The 14,762-nt window shown below is 38.4% G+C and carries 17 protein-coding genes; 12 read left to right on the top strand and 5 right to left on the bottom strand.

Annotated features, from left to right (window positions below; all coding sequences use genetic code 11):
• Nucleotides 1-6: 6 nt before the first annotated feature.
• Together IGI97_RS11870 and IGI97_RS11865 are read right to left on the bottom strand one after the other, a co-directional pair.
• A complete protein-coding gene (locus tag IGI97_RS11870; RefSeq protein ID WP_002382951.1) occupies nt 7-861 on the bottom strand; it encodes a M48 family metallopeptidase in 855 nt (284 codons plus the stop codon).
• Nucleotides 862-1,043: 182 nt separating this feature from the next.
• On the bottom strand, nt 1,044-1,379 hold the full coding sequence (locus IGI97_RS11865) for a hypothetical protein (protein ID WP_002358645.1): 336 nt from the start codon (nt 1,377-1,379) through the stop codon (nt 1,044-1,046).
• Between the two features lie 114 nt (nt 1,380-1,493).
• Between IGI97_RS11865 and IGI97_RS11860 the strand changes: the two genes are divergently transcribed.
• From IGI97_RS11860 to IGI97_RS11825, 8 genes are all read left to right on the top strand, one after another.
• Nucleotides 1,494-1,778 (top strand): hypothetical protein, encoded by a 285-nt coding sequence (locus IGI97_RS11860; RefSeq protein WP_002364844.1) that lies wholly within the window; start codon nt 1,494-1,496, stop codon nt 1,776-1,778.
• Nucleotides 1,779-1,782: 4 nt separating this feature from the next.
• Nucleotides 1,783-2,718, top strand: coding sequence for a LacI family DNA-binding transcriptional regulator (locus IGI97_RS11855; RefSeq protein WP_438738703.1), 936 nt, complete (start codon nt 1,783-1,785; stop codon nt 2,716-2,718).
• Nucleotides 2,719-2,888: 170 nt separating this feature from the next.
• The gene (locus IGI97_RS11850) at nt 2,889-3,485 is read left to right on the top strand and encodes a nitroreductase family protein (protein ID WP_438738701.1); all 597 of its coding nucleotides are present in this window, start codon (nt 2,889-2,891) and stop codon (nt 3,483-3,485) included.
• Between the two features lie 42 nt (nt 3,486-3,527).
• On the top strand, nt 3,528-4,373 hold the full coding sequence (locus IGI97_RS11845; RefSeq protein ID WP_002358647.1) for a VOC family protein: 846 nt from the start codon (nt 3,528-3,530) through the stop codon (nt 4,371-4,373).
• Nucleotides 4,374-4,502: 129 nt separating this feature from the next.
• Nucleotides 4,503-5,264: a DeoR/GlpR family DNA-binding transcription regulator gene (locus IGI97_RS11840; protein ID WP_002375902.1), complete on the top strand. Its 762-nt coding sequence runs from the start codon at nt 4,503-4,505 to the stop codon at nt 5,262-5,264.
• A gap of 12 nt (nt 5,265-5,276) precedes the next feature.
• Entirely contained in the window at nt 5,277-6,677 is a 1,401-nt protein-coding gene (locus IGI97_RS11835; protein ID WP_141435516.1) for a M24 family metallopeptidase, read from the top strand.
• A gap of 87 nt (nt 6,678-6,764) precedes the next feature.
• Nucleotides 6,765-7,415: a uracil-DNA glycosylase gene (locus tag IGI97_RS11830; RefSeq protein ID WP_002355481.1), complete on the top strand. Its 651-nt coding sequence runs from the start codon at nt 6,765-6,767 to the stop codon at nt 7,413-7,415.
• Between the two features lie 174 nt (nt 7,416-7,589).
• Nucleotides 7,590-8,930, top strand: coding sequence for an MATE family efflux transporter (locus tag IGI97_RS11825; protein ID WP_002396992.1), 1,341 nt, complete (start codon nt 7,590-7,592; stop codon nt 8,928-8,930).
• A 24-nt stretch (nt 8,931-8,954) separates the two neighbouring features.
• Here the strand turns inward: IGI97_RS11825 and IGI97_RS11820 are convergent, their stop codons facing one another.
• Entirely contained in the window at nt 8,955-10,781 is a 1,827-nt protein-coding gene (locus IGI97_RS11820) for a M3 family oligoendopeptidase (protein ID WP_174123204.1), read from the bottom strand.
• A gap of 127 nt (nt 10,782-10,908) precedes the next feature.
• On the opposite strand from IGI97_RS11820, the gene IGI97_RS11815 reads away from it, so the two are divergent.
• From IGI97_RS11815 to IGI97_RS11805, 3 genes are all read left to right on the top strand, one after another.
• Nucleotides 10,909-11,418, top strand: coding sequence for a VanZ family protein (locus IGI97_RS11815; protein ID WP_002366143.1), 510 nt, complete (start codon nt 10,909-10,911; stop codon nt 11,416-11,418).
• Between the two features lie 130 nt (nt 11,419-11,548).
• Nucleotides 11,549-12,277 carry a YebC/PmpR family DNA-binding transcriptional regulator gene (locus IGI97_RS11810; RefSeq protein WP_002361233.1) on the top strand — a complete coding sequence of 243 codons (729 nt, stop codon included), beginning with the start codon at nt 11,549-11,551 and terminating at the stop codon, nt 12,275-12,277.
• A gap of 52 nt (nt 12,278-12,329) precedes the next feature.
• The gene (locus IGI97_RS11805) at nt 12,330-12,800 is read left to right on the top strand and encodes a C-GCAxxG-C-C family protein (RefSeq protein WP_002384891.1); all 471 of its coding nucleotides are present in this window, start codon (nt 12,330-12,332) and stop codon (nt 12,798-12,800) included.
• 75 nt (nt 12,801-12,875) lie between these two features.
• Here IGI97_RS11805 and IGI97_RS11800 read toward each other — a convergent pair whose 3' ends face one another.
• Both IGI97_RS11800 and IGI97_RS11795 read right to left on the bottom strand, forming a co-directional pair.
• The gene (locus IGI97_RS11800) at nt 12,876-13,049 is read right to left on the bottom strand and encodes a hypothetical protein (protein WP_002355495.1); all 174 of its coding nucleotides are present in this window, start codon (nt 13,047-13,049) and stop codon (nt 12,876-12,878) included.
• A 112-nt stretch (nt 13,050-13,161) separates the two neighbouring features.
• The gene (locus tag IGI97_RS11795) at nt 13,162-14,136 is read right to left on the bottom strand and encodes a ring-cleaving dioxygenase (RefSeq protein ID WP_438738697.1); all 975 of its coding nucleotides are present in this window, start codon (nt 14,134-14,136) and stop codon (nt 13,162-13,164) included.
• A 30-nt stretch (nt 14,137-14,166) separates the two neighbouring features.
• Between IGI97_RS11795 and IGI97_RS11790 the strand changes: the two genes are divergently transcribed.
• On the top strand, nt 14,167-14,739 hold the full coding sequence (locus tag IGI97_RS11790; protein ID WP_002358653.1) for an alpha/beta hydrolase: 573 nt from the start codon (nt 14,167-14,169) through the stop codon (nt 14,737-14,739).
• The last annotated feature ends 23 nt before the right edge of the window (nt 14,740-14,762 follow it).

Raw genomic sequence — 14,762 nt, 5'->3', positions numbered from 1 at the left:
CTCTCGCTAGAAAAATTTCCCATGAACGTCCCAATTGCCAGTATCTTTGGCTTTTTTCAATGTTTGCATTCGACGGAAGCCAACAGGATGATCGGATAAGAAGTTACTCAATTTAAGCCAGATGGTATCATCATGTAAATCAATACTGTGAAAGTATTCTTCTAAATCCACACGACTGCCCATATATTTTCCTGAAAATAAATAAATCATGCTTAAAGCACCTTCTTCGGCGTAGTATAAACCTGCGCGATCAGCGGTATATTCTTGCGTTCTTGTAAAACTTTTATCTAACGCAACTGGTTTCAAAATAATGGATAACATTAGCCGCCATAAATTAGTGTGTCCACATTTATGGTGTCCTAGCTCGTGTGCCAAAATAAAGCGAATCAGCGAAAAATCGCCTGTATTGTACGCGATGTCCAACAAATCACTGTGAATGACAACATAGCGTCTGTGTAAAGAGCATTTTGCCGCAAAAGCGTTTAGGACACCATTCCCGTTGATTAAATAAAGACGTGGCATCCTTAATTTTTTAGTGCCAAAGCCCATTTCTTTTGCCAAATCAATATACAAGGAATAAATTTCTGGTAACTGATTTTCTGTAATTTCCACTCCGTTAGAAGCAGTATCCATGTACATATAACGAATGGTAAAAAAAGCAATGACTGGCGCAATTGGTGCAATTAAGACAATTAATAACCAGTCAGGAATCGGCAAATCACTCAATATCAATAAGGCAACTAACCCCAATGCGAAAAACAATAAAACAAAACCAATGATAATCATTGGTACTTCAAAACGATAACGTAACTTAGCAACAGAAATTTCTTTCTTTTTTTCCTGCGGTTGACACATAAACATTCCTCCCCAAACATTTCCCAAACACTTTTTCAAATAAAATGACTTATCTGTTACTTCTAATATACCATTGGTTAATCGATAATGACAATGGTGGGAACTTGAATAAAGGTAATTATATCAAGTGATTAATGAAAGGGACTCGTTGTACGCAGGGAATTGGTCTATCTTGATTAAATAAAATTTTAATAATCTAACTGTTTTAGACGTAATAAAGTAGTTTCTGGAGTTAATTTTTTAATAACATACAAACGCAAAATCGCATGTTCAATTTTTTGTTCTTCTGGCGATAGCGCCGAATTTATATAGGATAACTTCTCGATTAAATAGGTTAAAAATGAGCCAGCGCCTTGGCTGCCCACTAAAAAGCCCATTTCTTCCGTTTCGGTTAATTGTTGTTTTTTTAAGTGGTAAATTTCTTGTGCAAGTGCCCCCGAGATAATGATTTCATCTGTTTGCTTGTTCAAATTTGTTAGTAAGTCGCTTTTTGTTGCTACTGTAACAGTTTCCATTGCACTCATCCTTTGCTTTTATATGATACATCTAGTATAACATGGTCTCACTTTTTTTATTTTTCCTCTTGCTCTGGTACGCGTTTCATAAGGTAAGCTATGTGTATCAAAATATTGGAGGGCATGAAAATGAATGTTATAGTGGAGATAAGCGATAGACTTGGTATGGATTACTATTTTGTCTCGGTGACTACGACGGCCAAAAGTCTGCAGTTAAATAGTCCCAAAAAATACTATAAGATTTGGCATCAAGAAATTCCGTACCATCAGATAACGGAGTGGCACTTGACACAGCAGGAGGATATTCAGGAAATTTCTTTTGCTTGGCAGGAGACCTTTTATCGTTTTGTTGATTACGGGACAGGGATTGTGCCTTATTTAACTCAATTTTGTAAAGTAATGGGGTGAAAGTATGACAACAATTCGAGAAATTGCGCGCCTTTCAGGATCTTCAGTCACGACTGTTTCGCGTGTGATTAATCATCATCCGTATGTTTCTGAAGAAAAACGACTGAAAATCCAAGCAATTATCGATGAGTTGGGCTATAAGCCCAATATATTAGCGAGAAATCTTAGCTTTGGGAAAAGTAATACATTAGGTGTCATGGTTCCTTATACGAATCAACCTTATTTTGATGCTATTTTAAGTGGGATTATCCACCAAGCATTTCAGCAAGGGATGATGGTCAGTTTATTACCAACGGATTATGATAAAGAAGTTGAAAAAAGTTACTTGGAAAAAATGGCCACGGGTGCGTTTGATGGCATGATTGTTTTGTCAAAGGCAAATCCTTTAAGTGTGTTTGCTCCGTATAAAGAGCAAGTTGTTTTTTGTGAAAAAATAGAAGACCCTAGTTATGCTAGTATCTATATCGATCGTTTAACCGTTTATCGGCGGGTTTTCCAAGCGTTGAAACAACAAGGATGTAGTGAAGTGGCAATTACGATTAACCGTGCACCAGAAAAAAGTACAAGCGCACGCTATTTAGTTGACGCATATCAGGAAATTTATGGAGTGATTCCTGAAAATCGGTTATTTAAGGACTGTTTAACCTATGAAGATGGGTGTGAAGTAGGACGACACTGTGGGAAAGATCCAACGCTCCAAGCGGTTGTGACCAACGGTGATGAAATTGCTGCAGGGATTCAAGCCGTTATTGAAAGACCACTCTTTTTAGTGGGACAGGAGCAAACTTTATTAAGTGAAATTTTAAATTTTTCAACAATCTGTCATCCATTAATGGAATTAGGGGAAAAAGCCACACACTTATTTCAAGAAAAACGGCCGAAAACGATTCAATTGACTTCTACATTTATTAATCGACAACCAGATTTTTCTTTTTCTTAGAAAAAAGCTGGTTGTTTTTTCTTTGGTAGAATAAGGTTTTTCACTAAAAAATAAAAAAACTTACAAAAAGTAAGACAAAAAGCTTTACTTACTTTTAGTAAGGTAGTATAGTAAGCATGTAAACAAAATTAAATGAATTTACTGAGGAAATTCGAAAGGATGAACATATTATGTCAAAATTTACTGAAATGATGAAAAACCGTCGTTCAATCTATGCTTTAGGAGAAAACTTACCAATTTCAAAAGAAGAAGTAACTGCTTTAGTAAAAGAAGTTGTTAGAGAAAGTCCAACAGCTTTTAACTCTCAAACACAACGTGTTGTGTTCTTATTCGGCGATGCTCACAAAAAATTATGGGCAATGACTGAAGATGCCTTAAAACCATTAACTCCAGCAGAAGCATTTCCAAACACACAAGCTAAATTACAAGGTTTTGCAGCTGGTGCGGGCACAATTTTATTCTTTGAAGATACAGATATCGTGAAAAACTTACAAGATAGCTTTCCATTATATGCGGATAACTTCCCTGTTTGGTCTGAACAAGCAACTGGTTTAACACAAGCGAACGTTTGGACTGCCTTAGCGCAAGAAAATATCGGCGCAAACTTACAACACTACAACCCAGTCATTGACGAAGCGGTTGCTGTAGAATGGTCAATTCCTGCAAACTGGAATTTACGTGCACAAATGGTTATTGGTTCCATTGAAGCGCCAGCTGGCGAAAAGGAATACATGGAAGATAGTGCTCGTTTTAAAGAATTCAACTAAATCATTGCTTTAGTAAAACGAAGAGGAAAGGAGTGAAAGCAAATGGTTCAAGCATTACCAAGTAATATTGGGATTCAACAAGTCACTTTGAAAGTGGCTGATTTAGATAAAATGGTAAACTTTTATACGAAAACAATTGGCTTAAAACTTTTAAAACAAGGAGAGGGACGTGCTTGGCTAGCGCCACAAGGCACCAACGATGCAATTCTTGTCTTAAAAGAACTAACAGCTGGGGAAGAAAATCAGGGTACCACTGGCTTGTACCATATTGCTTTCCTGCTACCAACCCGCAAAGATTTAGGCAATATGTTGCTGTGGCTTTTGCAGGAAAATGTGCAAATTGGCGCAGCAGATCATGGCTATAGTGAAGCCCTTTACTTAAGTGATCCAGAAAATAATGGCATCGAAATTTATTGGGATAAACCAGAAGAAGTCTGGGATATTCGTCCAAATGGTGAAATTATCGGTGTGACAGAAGAATTAGACGGTGATAGTTTAGCTGCAGAAGCTGACGGTCACTGGCTAGGAATTTCCGAAGGTTCTAAAATTGGGCACATTCATTTGAAAGTGGCCGATTTAGATGCCACTGAAACGTTCTATAAAAACTTAGGGTTTGGCTTAAAGTCTAACTTTGGTCAACAAGCGAAGTTTTTTGCAGCGGGTCAGTACCATCATCATATTGGGACAAATACATGGAGCGGCAAACAGCTGCCAACGATTCAAGAAAATCAATTTGGCTTAGAAAATTACACGTTCCGTTTACCAACTGCGGCAGATTTAGAGATAGTCCAAGCCAATGCGGAAGAAGCAAAGTTACATTTTATTGCCAAAGATCATTTACTTGCGTTAGAAGATCCTAGCGGCATGATTATTCAATTTACCTATTAAAACCACTCTCAAACTAGCCCTTCGTTAGAAAATGAAGGACTAGTTTTTTTGTCTTTTTTTGCATTGTTTTGCATTTATTTGCAAAATGATGCAAAAGGTGCTATCTTTACTTAGAAGAGGTGAGGAAGCATGTTGATTGAAGAACGTTTAGCCAAGATTCAAAAAATAGTGAATGAACAAAAAAGTATTTCCATGGAAGCGTTAGCGGAGCAAGTCTCCGTTTCAAAAGATACTATTCGGCGAGATTTAATTCGTTTAGAAAAGGAAGGACATTTAAAGAGAACGCACGGTGGCGCTATCTCAGTTCAGTCTGAAGCAACTATTTACGATTATGCTCAACGAATAATGAAGCATCCAGAGAAAAAACAAGCGATTGCCCAAAAAGTTTGGGCAAATATTCCCAAACAAGCGTCCATTTTTTTTGATTCATCAACCACGGTGGAAGCAGCTATTCGAGCGATGGAAAATAGTCCGATTCACGCGATCACGAACTCTCTCAGTCATGCGCTACTTCTAGCGCAAATGGATCAGACAAAAATTACAGTATTACCTGGGCAACTGCATAAACAACAACTCTTTTTGTTTGGGGCAGAAACAGTCGCTAAGGTTGGGGAATTTGCCCCCGACTATACATTATTAGGTGTGTTTGCGTTATCTGAACAAGGATTATTTATTCACACAGAAGAAGAAGGTCAAGTCAAACGGCGAATGATTCAACAAGGCAAACAAGTCATTGCCTTAGCAGACCAAACGAAATTAAACAAAACGGGTTTATTTAAAATTTGCGAATTAACAGAAATTGATTGTTTAGTGACAGATACACGACCTGATGAAAAATTCTGTGAGCAATTAGCGCAAGCAGGCGTAACGTTGATTGTCGCAGATGAATAATGGAGGATAATAATGAAGCGAAAAATTAATTATACACATATTGCTGAACCTACTGTTTTTGAGAATGTTTTTCCAACGTATTTGACGAATGAAACGATGATGGCGCGTAAGCAGAAAGTATTACAACGAATGGAAACAGAAAAATTCGATCAATTGGTCTTCTATGCAGACAAAGAGCATGGCAGTAATTTTGAATACTTAACTGGCTTTATTCCGAGGTTTGAAGAAGGACTCCTTGTGTTAAATAAGGATGGTGCGACGACACTTATTTTAGGCAATGAAAATTTAAAACTGTGCCAACATGCCCGCATCTCAGCCGATTTAATTCATTATCCAGCTTTTTCGCTACCTAATCAACCAATGGCTGGGGAACAAAAGTTGTCGCAGATTTTTGAAACGCTTCTCGATGAAACTGCTCAAAAAATAGGTATCGTTGGTTGGAAAATGTTTACGACACAACAGCAAGAACCCGCTACGATGTTTGATGTGCCACATTTTATTGTCGAAGCACTGAAAAAAGCGCTGCCGAAAGAAGCTCGTTTACTAAATGGGACCCACTTATTGATTGGAGCAAAGGGGGCCCGCACAACAAATAATGCCAACGAATTGGCGCACTATGAATATGGGGCGAATTTGGCTTCTCGCAGTATGTTAAAGGCCTTAAATGCAATTGAAGTAGGACAGCGTGAAACGGACATTGGGGCTTTGTTAAATGATGAAGGTCAAACGCCGACGGTAGTAACCATTGCGGCAACTGGTCAACGTTTTGAATATGCAAACATGTATCCGACTGCCAAAGAAATTCAGTTAGGTGATGCCTTATCATTAACTACAGGCTACAAAGGCGGCTTGTCTAGCCGAACAGGTTTTGTTATTGAAAACGAGCAGCAATTGCCAGAAGCGCAACGTGATTATTTAGAGCGCGTAGCAAAACCCTATTTTCAAGCTGTCGTTCACTGGCTTGAAACCATTCGAATCGGACTGTTAGGGCGAGAAATGTACCAAGCGATTGAAGAACAGTTACCAAAAGAAATCTATCACTGGCATTTGAATCCTGGGCATTTAGTTTCGGATGATGAATGGATGTCGTCGCCTATTTATCCAGATTCAGCCATTCGCTTGGAAAGTGGCATGCTCTTTCAAGTGGATATTATTCCTTCTGTACCTGGTTATACAGGGGTGAGTGCAGAAGAATGTGTGGCTTTGGCTGATGAAACACTACAAAAAGAGATTCAGCAAACTTATCCAGACATGTGGCAACGGATTGCGACACGCAGAGCCTATTTAAAAGAGACATTAAAGATTGATTTACCAACGGAGGTTTTACCAATGTCTAATTTAGTTGGTTACTTACGGCCTTTTTATCTAGCTAAAGACAAAGCTTTGTGTGTAGAAAAACCAGCTCCTAAATGAGTAGGTCCCTTTTTTTGAGTTTCTTTTGGGCCTTATTTATAATCAATATAGCGAAGGAAGAACACCAGAAGAGAGGCGTGATGGTAAATGCATTATCCTGAACATCTGAAAAAAGCAGTTTTAGCTAAAGCGAAAGACTTACCATTAGAAGGTTTTGTGGAAGGGCAAGGCCCGCAACAGCCAAAAGTGATGCTGATTGGGGAAGCCCCTGGAAAAGAAGAAATTAAAGAAAACGTACCATTTATAGGGCGTTCAGGTCAATTGTTGATGGAACAATTACAACAAGTTGGCTTAAGTCGTGAAACGGTGTATATCACCAGTGCGGTTAGGAGTCGGCCTTTTTCTGTAAAAACGAAGCAGATTGCAAAAACGGGAGAAAGAGTAACCAAATTTCCTAATCGAACGCCAACCAAAGAAGAAATCAAAATTTTTGCGCCTTTGCTTGATTGGGAAATCGCTGTTTGCCAACCTGAACTAATTTTGACACTGGGGAATATTGGGTTGCAACGACTTTTAGGACCAAAGCCAACAATCACTGCAGTGCACGGAACGGTCATTCAGTCGCCCATTCAAACATTTGATGAGCAATCACAAAACTATCATTGGACGCAGAAAACCTATCAAATCATTCCACTCTTCCATCCAGCGGCTGTCTTTTATAATTATCGTTTAAAAGAAGTCGTGAAAGAAGATTGGCAAGTGGTTCAAAAACAACTGCAACTGCTTAAGAAAGTTTAAAATGAGAAAAATAAAAGGATGGTTGTTTTTTCGAAGAGAGAATGCTACCCTAGAAGTATCAATAAATAGACAGATTATTTAATCGCTGGGTTGAATAATTGAAGGATTCTGATTTTTGCGTAAGCCTTGAAGCAAAAAGAATGAGTCCTTTTTTTGTTAGAAGGAGATTTGGGTATGGAGCAAACACAGCAAAACCATTTTACTGCGTTGTTTTATAAAAATGTTCTGTTAGGAATTTTAAGTATGGCGGCGCAATCAATTTTTATTTTGGCGGACACATTTTTCATTGCAAATGGAATCGGCACCGAGGCGTTGGCGGGGCTTAACATTGTCTTACCACTCGTTAATATTATTAATGGATTAGGTTGGATGTTTGGCGTTGGCGGCGCTACGTTGTTTTCGACCACGGTTGCGCAAAAAGAAATCAAAAAAGCCAATCAGTATTTTAGTTTAACGATTGGGTTAGTTTTCGTTATAGGGAGTCTCTTTACTTTAGCGAGCTTGACTTTTTCCGATCAAATTATTCGGGGACTTCAGGGGACCGGTGTCTTGTTTGGTTTGGCAAAGGAATATTATATGATTTACCTTAGCTGTTCATTATTATTTATTTTAAACAATTGCCTGATTACTTTTTTAAGAAATGACCATAATCCTCGTTTGGCAACGATTGCTTTTGTCAGTGGGGGAATTGTCAATATTATTTTGGACTATGTCTTTATTTATCAATTTGGGTGGGGCATGGCAGGTGCGGCCATTGCAACGGTGATGTCACCTTTAACAAGCTTAATCCTGATTACGTTGCATAAGTGGTCGCCGCAACGAGTTTTACGTTTTGAAAAGTTTAAAGTGAAATTTCAGGATGTTCGAGAAATTATGTCGATTGGTTTTTCCTCCTTTTTAAATGAATTTTCTTCGGCCTTTGTCATGTTTTTATTTAATATTGTTTTGTTAAACTTAGTTGGTCATGTGGCGATTTCAGCTTATGCGATTGTTGCCAATCTCAATATTATTGTGATTGCCATTTTTACAGGGATTGGGCAAGGGGCGCAACCATTACTCAGCCGATACTATGGTTTAGGGGAAACGAAGGTGTTGCGTAAATTTGTTAAACTTAGCTTTATTACGTACTTGGTCGCCGGCTTCCTGTTCTTTTTAATCAGTCAAGTGTTTACGGGACAAATTATTGAGGTCTTTAATAGCGAAGGGAACGACCAGTTGGCGCAAATTGCTAGGACAGCCATCCGCTTATATGCGATTTCCTTCTTGTTTACAGGATTGAATTTTATGGGGATTTATTACTTTTCGGCAGTTCGTAAACCGAAAATGGCGCTAATGATTTCCTCTTTGCGTGGATTCTTTTTAATTGTGCCAGTTTTATTTATTTTGGTGAAATTACTAGGATTAACCGGTGTTTGGTTAGCCATGCCCGTAGTTGAATTTGTTACGTTTGGACTAATGCTTGTGGGCTACCTTGCGTATCGAAACTATTTGAAAAAAAGAGAAGCAGTAACCTGATGTTGGTTACTGCTTCTTTTTTGCTTAGTTTACATAGTTTTCAGTTAAAGTCATGAATTGTTCCACATCTTTTAGGACTTGATCAATGCCGGCTTGCCAGAAATCAGGTTTTGTTAAGTCAACATTTAAATGTTTTTTCGCTAATTCTTCGCTTGTCATCGAAGCAGTGTCTCTTAATAACGCAATGTATTGGTCTTCAAAAGAGCTGCCTTGTTGATTGGCATACGCATAGATACCCATGCTGAATAGATAGCCAAAAGTATATGGGAAATTATAGAAAGGCACATCATCAATAAAGAAGTGCAATTTGCTCGCCCAGAAATGAGGATGATAACTGCCAAGACTATCTTTGTAGCTTTCTTTTTGCGCCGCTAACATTAATTCAGTAATATCTTCTTCCGCTACTAAACCTTTTTGGCGCGCTTGATAAAAATTATTTTCAAAGATAAAACGCGCATGAATGTTCATAAACATGGCAATGGCATTTTGCATTTTTGTGTCTAAAAGGTTAATCTTTTCAACATCTGATTTTGCCTCTTTTAAGGTGGCGTCAGCAACAATCAATTCTGCAAAGGTACTAGCTGTTTCTGCTACGTTCATGGCATACTCTCGATTCAATGAAGGTAAATCCCACATCACGCTACTATGGAAAGCGTGACCTAATTCATGGGCTAAAGTAGCTACTTCGTTGATTGAATTGCCAAAGGTCATGAAAATCCGTGACTCTTGTGTTTCAGGTAATTCTGTACAATAACCCCCAGGACGTTTGCCTGGACGATCTTCAGCTTCAATCCAACTTTTTTCAAAAGCCATTTGGGCAAAATCGGCCATTTTCGGACTGAATTTACGGAAATTTTCTAAAATAAAGGCAGCGGCTTGATCAAAGGAATACGTTTTTTCTTCTAAATCACCTAAAATAATTGGTGCATCTTGGTCTTGCCAATCCATTTTTTCTTTACCGAATAATTGCGCTTTGCGCGTTAGAAAGTCGACGAATGGTTGTTTATTTTTTTGGATGGTTTCCCACATAACCGTTAATGTTTCTTGACTCATTCGATTATAGTTTAAGGGATTTTCTAAATAATCTGTAGTGCCATGCAATTTGTAATCAGATAAACGGAACCCATCCAAGTGATTTAGGGTGTCTGCTAAAATTGAAGCTTTGCCACTCCAAGCTTTCTCCCAGGCTGTAAACAAACGTTGACGAACCTCTTTGTCAGGATCTCCCATCATGCGGTTAAAGGCTTGGCCTGCAGATAGTTCTGTCACAGAGCCATCTTTTTCTTCAAAAGGAATCACGATGGAAGCAACAATCGTATCGTAATGTGTACTCCAAGCATTTAACCCATCTAGAGAAAGCGTATTGATGATATTTTCTTCTTGTTCGGAAAGCAGTTTTTTTCCATCACGGCGTAATTCATTTAAGCGAAAAGCCATTGTTTTGAACGGTTCTTCGGCTAACAGGGATTGCCAATGTTCTGCTGAAATCTCGGTGATTTTTTTAGTAAAAATGGTTTCAGCTAATTGAATCGCTGGCAACAGATTGTATAAATCGCCTGATAAAATTTTGGCCTTGGTATCATTAGTATTAGCAGAAATTAAAGCAGTTAAAAAACTATTACATTGTGAAAAGCCATTTGAGATTTTCCCTTGTAACGTTAAGATTTCAGCAAATTGTTCTTTGCCTTGGGCACTTTCTGGTGTCCATTCTGTGATTAATTGATGGTACTCTTTTGTTTGTTCGGTTAATTGAGTCATTCGTTGGCTAAGTTCTTTGGACTCGCTCCCATTGGGGAAAATACTGTCTAAATCCCATGTAATAGAATAGGTCATATCCAATCCTTCTTTCATTTTTTTCTTTTCAGTATATCATAAGACCTAAGAGAAGTTGTTTCTTTTTCCCTCGAAACCGACTATAATAAAAAAGAATTTTCCGTGGCAGGCACGGGGCAACTTGAAACCAAGAAAAGAGGATTATATGAAAAATTATTTGAAAGATAGTAATTTATATTTAGTCATTGCGTTTGTAATTATGGCCATTTTATTTTTCAGTTCATCACAGACGTATGAACAGCAATCACAAGTTGGTCTTTTAGATAAACTTCTGAGCAGTCATCCTTTTGAAGAACAATTAAAAAATATTTCTTTTCAATATGCTGGCAGTGAAGTGAGCATTCAAGCTAGTGGTTATAGTAAATTTGTTGAATTTTTTATTCGTAAGGGAGCCCATTTTGGTACGTATTTTCTATTAGGTGGTAGTTGGTTTATTGGATTAGTGCCAAGAATCAAAGGTCTGTTTTTAACAGCTGTTGTTTCCTGGCTAGCTGCTACTGGCTATGCAGGTTTAGATGAATTTCATCAAATGATCACAGGCGGAAGGACCCCTCTTTTTCAAGATGTTATGTTGGATGCCATGGGTGCTTTGACAGCCATCGTTATTTGTTTGGTGGTTCATGGTTTGAAGAAAAATAAAAAAAGAAGACGCTAATTTAGAAGAGCTTCGTTTATTCGTCAGAAAGATGGATAAGCGAGGGTCTTTTTTTGGTAGCGCTTGTTCCTAACTGAAAAGAAGAGTAGAATAAAGGAGAATAGTAACGAAAAGTCAGGAGGAATCAAGGATGTCAGGACACAGCAAATGGAGCAACATTCAAGGGCGTAAAAATGCGCAAGATGCCAAACGTGGGAAAATTTTCCAAAAAGTTTCAAGGGAAATCTATATGGCGGCAAAAGCAGGTGGCCCTGACCCCGCAATGAATCCTGCTTTACGTTTAGCAGTCGATAAAGCTAAGTCAGCCAATATGCCCAATGATAATATTGCGCGCGCCATAAAAAAAGCCAGTAGTGCTGGTGAAGGGGAACATTATGACGAGGTAACTTATGAAGGATACGGGCCAGGTGGCGTGGCAGTTTTAGTTCATGCACTAACAGATAACCGCAACCGAACGGCCACCAATGTTCGCGTCGCGTTTACTCGAAATGGTGGCTCTTTAGGTGAAACGGGTTCGGTGAATTATATGTTTGATCGTAAAGGCTATATTGTCATTAAGAGAGAAGATCATGCAATTGAGGAAGACGACATGCTAGAAGTCGTTTTGGAAGCAGGCGGCGAGGATTTAGAAACATCACCAGAAGTATTTGAAATTTACACAGCACCAGAAGATTTTACAGCGGTTCGCGATGCTTTAGAACAAGCAGGTTATTCATTAGCACAAGCTGAATTAACAATGGTTCCGCAAACCTTACTAACCTTGAACGATGAACAAAAAGCGCAATTAGAGCGCTTGGTTGACAAGTTAGAAGACGATGATGATGTGTCAGAAGTATTTACCTCTGCAGAAAATCTATAAAATAAAGGGATGCTTGGCATCCTTTTATTCATAAAATGAAAGCGGATACAGAATGGAGGGCATTTTGAAAAAGAGAATTTGTTTACAAGCAATCAGAGAAGAAGCGGAAGCCTATTATCGTAACGGTGATTTTTATTGCTCGGAAGCGATTGTGGCGACCATTCGGCAACACTTCGATGCGGAGATTCCCATTGAAGCTGTGGCCATGGCTTCTGGGTTTCCTGTAGGTGTTGGAGGAGCGAAGTGTATTTGTGGTGCTCTTTCAGGCGGGGTTATGTGTCTGGGCTACTTTTTTGGTCGGACAGAAGCCAAAGGAGAACAAGTAAATAAAACGATGGCTTTAGCCAACGAATTGCATCAAAGTTTTCGACAAAAGCATCGAGTGGTTTGCTGCAGTATTTTGACAAGTAAAATGACGATGGGTTCACCTGAGCATATGGAACAATGCATTGGCTTTACTGGAGAAATCGCTGAAACAACCGCAAAAATTATTGCACGAGAACTTGCTTACGAATTAGTCTAGTAAAAAATGAGAGAGGAGCAACCAGATTCATTCACCTGAATCTGGTTGCTCCTCTCTCATTTAATACGTAATCAATTAACCAAGTACTTTTTCATAAGCTTCCACTTGAGATAAGACACGTTGGAGCTGTAATTCATTTTCAATATAGTTGATTGAATTACCTAAATCTTCTTGGCGGTTTGTTTCTAAACGATCGACTTCTTTTTTTGCTTCGTTCAATAAGTGTAGAACTTCTTCCTTAGATAACATGTACTCACCTCCTTGCGCAGTTCATCTACTATTAGTGTACTCCTTTTTTTCAAAAAAGGGCAATAATAGGATATTAAAAAACAAAAATAGCGGTTAGAACCGCTATTTTTGTTTACTCATGGCGTTGTTGTGCTAAAATCGCTTCGATTCGTTCTCTTTGATCTGCCAAAAAGTGAGGCAAATAAAGGGGGATTTCATCAAAGTTTGAACTTTGATTTTCATAGGCTTCGGCATCTAGCAGGCCTTTTTGTGTGGCTACTTCAAATAACAAGTGGTTCGGTTCTCTAAAATACAATGATTTGAAAAATTCGCGGTCTTTAATTCCTGAGTTTGTAAAATTCTTTTCCTCTAACAGGCTATCAACTTGCGTTAATTCTTGCGTATCTTCCACCCCAAAGGCGACGTGATGAACGCCACCAATTCCTTCAATGGCAAGCGGATTGGTACGGTCATCAATGATATGCACCTCTTGATAAAACTGTGGATGATGATTTTCCAGAACAGTTACTTCATGCGCAGTTTCAAAAAAAGGTACTGTTTTTTTTTCATGCCAATGTAAATAATCCACTAAAGGTTGTTTAGTAGCTGCGGCATATTGGACGCGTAATTGAATTGCATCAATGCCTAAAATTGCATGTTCTACTGGAATTTCAGCATGTTCAGCTGGAAAATAATCTTCCGCATTTTCAAATTCACGTAACGGAACAAGCGCCATTTGCGTATTATCGGGCGCTTCAAAACGCAAAATTGGGTGTTGGTTAAATGTTTCCACACCATAGTGGCAGATACCCGCTTGCTCAAGACGTTCTGCCCAAAAATCCAAAGAGGCGCGCGTTGGTACTTTTAAAATAGTTCGTTCAATCGTATTTGTTCCAAAGGATTGATCTTGGCCATCATTCAATTCAAAAAAAGTTAATTCGGTACCTGTTCGTTGCTCATTATCTGAGAAAAACAAGTGATACATGGTGTGGTCATCTTGGTTGATCGTTTTCATTAGTAATTTTAATCCCAGTGTATTATGATAGAAGTCAAATGTAGGCTTTATCAATCGATTTAAAATAGAGATGTGATGAATTTGTGCATACATAGTAAAATTCCTTTCTTGGAGGTTTATTAAATGAAACAATTTTTTCAAAAAGGGTCGAAACCTAATCAATTAGTTGTCGCTTTCCATGGTACTGGTGGCAATGAATATCAATTATTAACGACCATCGCAACCCTTTATCCAGAAGCGAGTGTTCTAAGTTACTTAGGGACAGAAGGTGTAGGCGAACAGCGACGCTTTTTTGCGCCATTAGTCAATGGAGCATTACCTCGTGCTAACTTTGATGAGCGAGTGACGGCGTTTCTAGAAGAAGTTTGGCAACCGCAAAAGTTATACGATGAAGTTATTTTTATAGGGTACTCTAACGGTGCCAATTTTATTTTAGGCCTGTTAGAAAAGAACCCGACTATTGCTAACACTGTTATTTTACTGCATCCAAGCAATTTAGGCTATCAATATGTATCTGGTGAGTTTGCGACAAAAGTGATTGTCACAACAGGGGCTCAGGATGAGTTGAGTATTCCGGGACAAGTTCTTTCTTTAGCTAATCAATTAAAGAAACATTTTCCAGTCGACTTTTTACTAGTGGATGGCGGTCATGGCTTATCAGAAGAAGAAGTAACGAAAATAAAAGAAGTTCTTTAAAAACAAGCTGCAACCTTTGTTGA

The organism is Enterococcus sp. DIV2419 (assembly GCF_051711865.1).
GTDB lineage: Bacteria > Bacillota > Bacilli > Lactobacillales > Enterococcaceae > Enterococcus > Enterococcus faecalis.
Note: the sequence above shows the minus strand (reverse complement) of the source record. Positions and strands in the feature narration are given on the sequence as shown.

Bases quoted from the DNA above. Each gene is read 5' to 3' on its own strand.
- IGI97_RS11815 (WP_002366143.1), top strand. From the start codon at position 10,909: ATGAAAAATTATTTGAAAGATAGTAATTTATATTTAGTCATTGCGTTT.
- IGI97_RS11850 (WP_438738701.1), top strand. From the start codon at position 2,889: ATGTCAAAATTTACTGAAATGATGAAAAACCGTCGTTCAATCTATGCT.
- IGI97_RS11855 (WP_438738703.1), top strand. From the start codon at position 1,783: ATGACAACAATTCGAGAAATTGCGCGCCTTTCAGGATCTTCAGTCACG.
- IGI97_RS11835 (WP_141435516.1), top strand. From the start codon at position 5,277: ATGAAGCGAAAAATTAATTATACACATATTGCTGAACCTACTGTTTTT.
- IGI97_RS11825 (WP_002396992.1), top strand. From the start codon at position 7,590: ATGGAGCAAACACAGCAAAACCATTTTACTGCGTTGTTTTATAAAAAT.
- IGI97_RS11870 (WP_002382951.1), bottom strand. From the start codon at position 861: ATGTTTATGTGTCAACCGCAGGAAAAAAAGAAAGAAATTTCTGTTGCT.
- IGI97_RS11790 (WP_002358653.1), top strand. From the start codon at position 14,167: ATGAAACAATTTTTTCAAAAAGGGTCGAAACCTAATCAATTAGTTGTC.
- IGI97_RS11800 (WP_002355495.1), bottom strand. From the start codon at position 13,049: ATGTTATCTAAGGAAGAAGTTCTACACTTATTGAACGAAGCAAAAAAA.
- IGI97_RS11820 (WP_174123204.1), bottom strand. From the start codon at position 10,781: ATGAAAGAAGGATTGGATATGACCTATTCTATTACATGGGATTTAGAC.
- IGI97_RS11860 (WP_002364844.1), top strand. From the start codon at position 1,494: ATGAAAATGAATGTTATAGTGGAGATAAGCGATAGACTTGGTATGGAT.
- IGI97_RS11830 (WP_002355481.1), top strand. From the start codon at position 6,765: ATGCATTATCCTGAACATCTGAAAAAAGCAGTTTTAGCTAAAGCGAAA.
- IGI97_RS11795 (WP_438738697.1), bottom strand. From the start codon at position 14,136: ATGTATGCACAAATTCATCACATCTCTATTTTAAATCGATTGATAAAG.
- IGI97_RS11840 (WP_002375902.1), top strand. From the start codon at position 4,503: ATGTTGATTGAAGAACGTTTAGCCAAGATTCAAAAAATAGTGAATGAA.
- IGI97_RS11810 (WP_002361233.1), top strand. From the start codon at position 11,549: ATGTCAGGACACAGCAAATGGAGCAACATTCAAGGGCGTAAAAATGCG.
- IGI97_RS11845 (WP_002358647.1), top strand. From the start codon at position 3,528: ATGGTTCAAGCATTACCAAGTAATATTGGGATTCAACAAGTCACTTTG.
- IGI97_RS11805 (WP_002384891.1), top strand. From the start codon at position 12,330: ATGGAGGGCATTTTGAAAAAGAGAATTTGTTTACAAGCAATCAGAGAA.
- IGI97_RS11865 (WP_002358645.1), bottom strand. From the start codon at position 1,379: ATGAGTGCAATGGAAACTGTTACAGTAGCAACAAAAAGCGACTTACTA.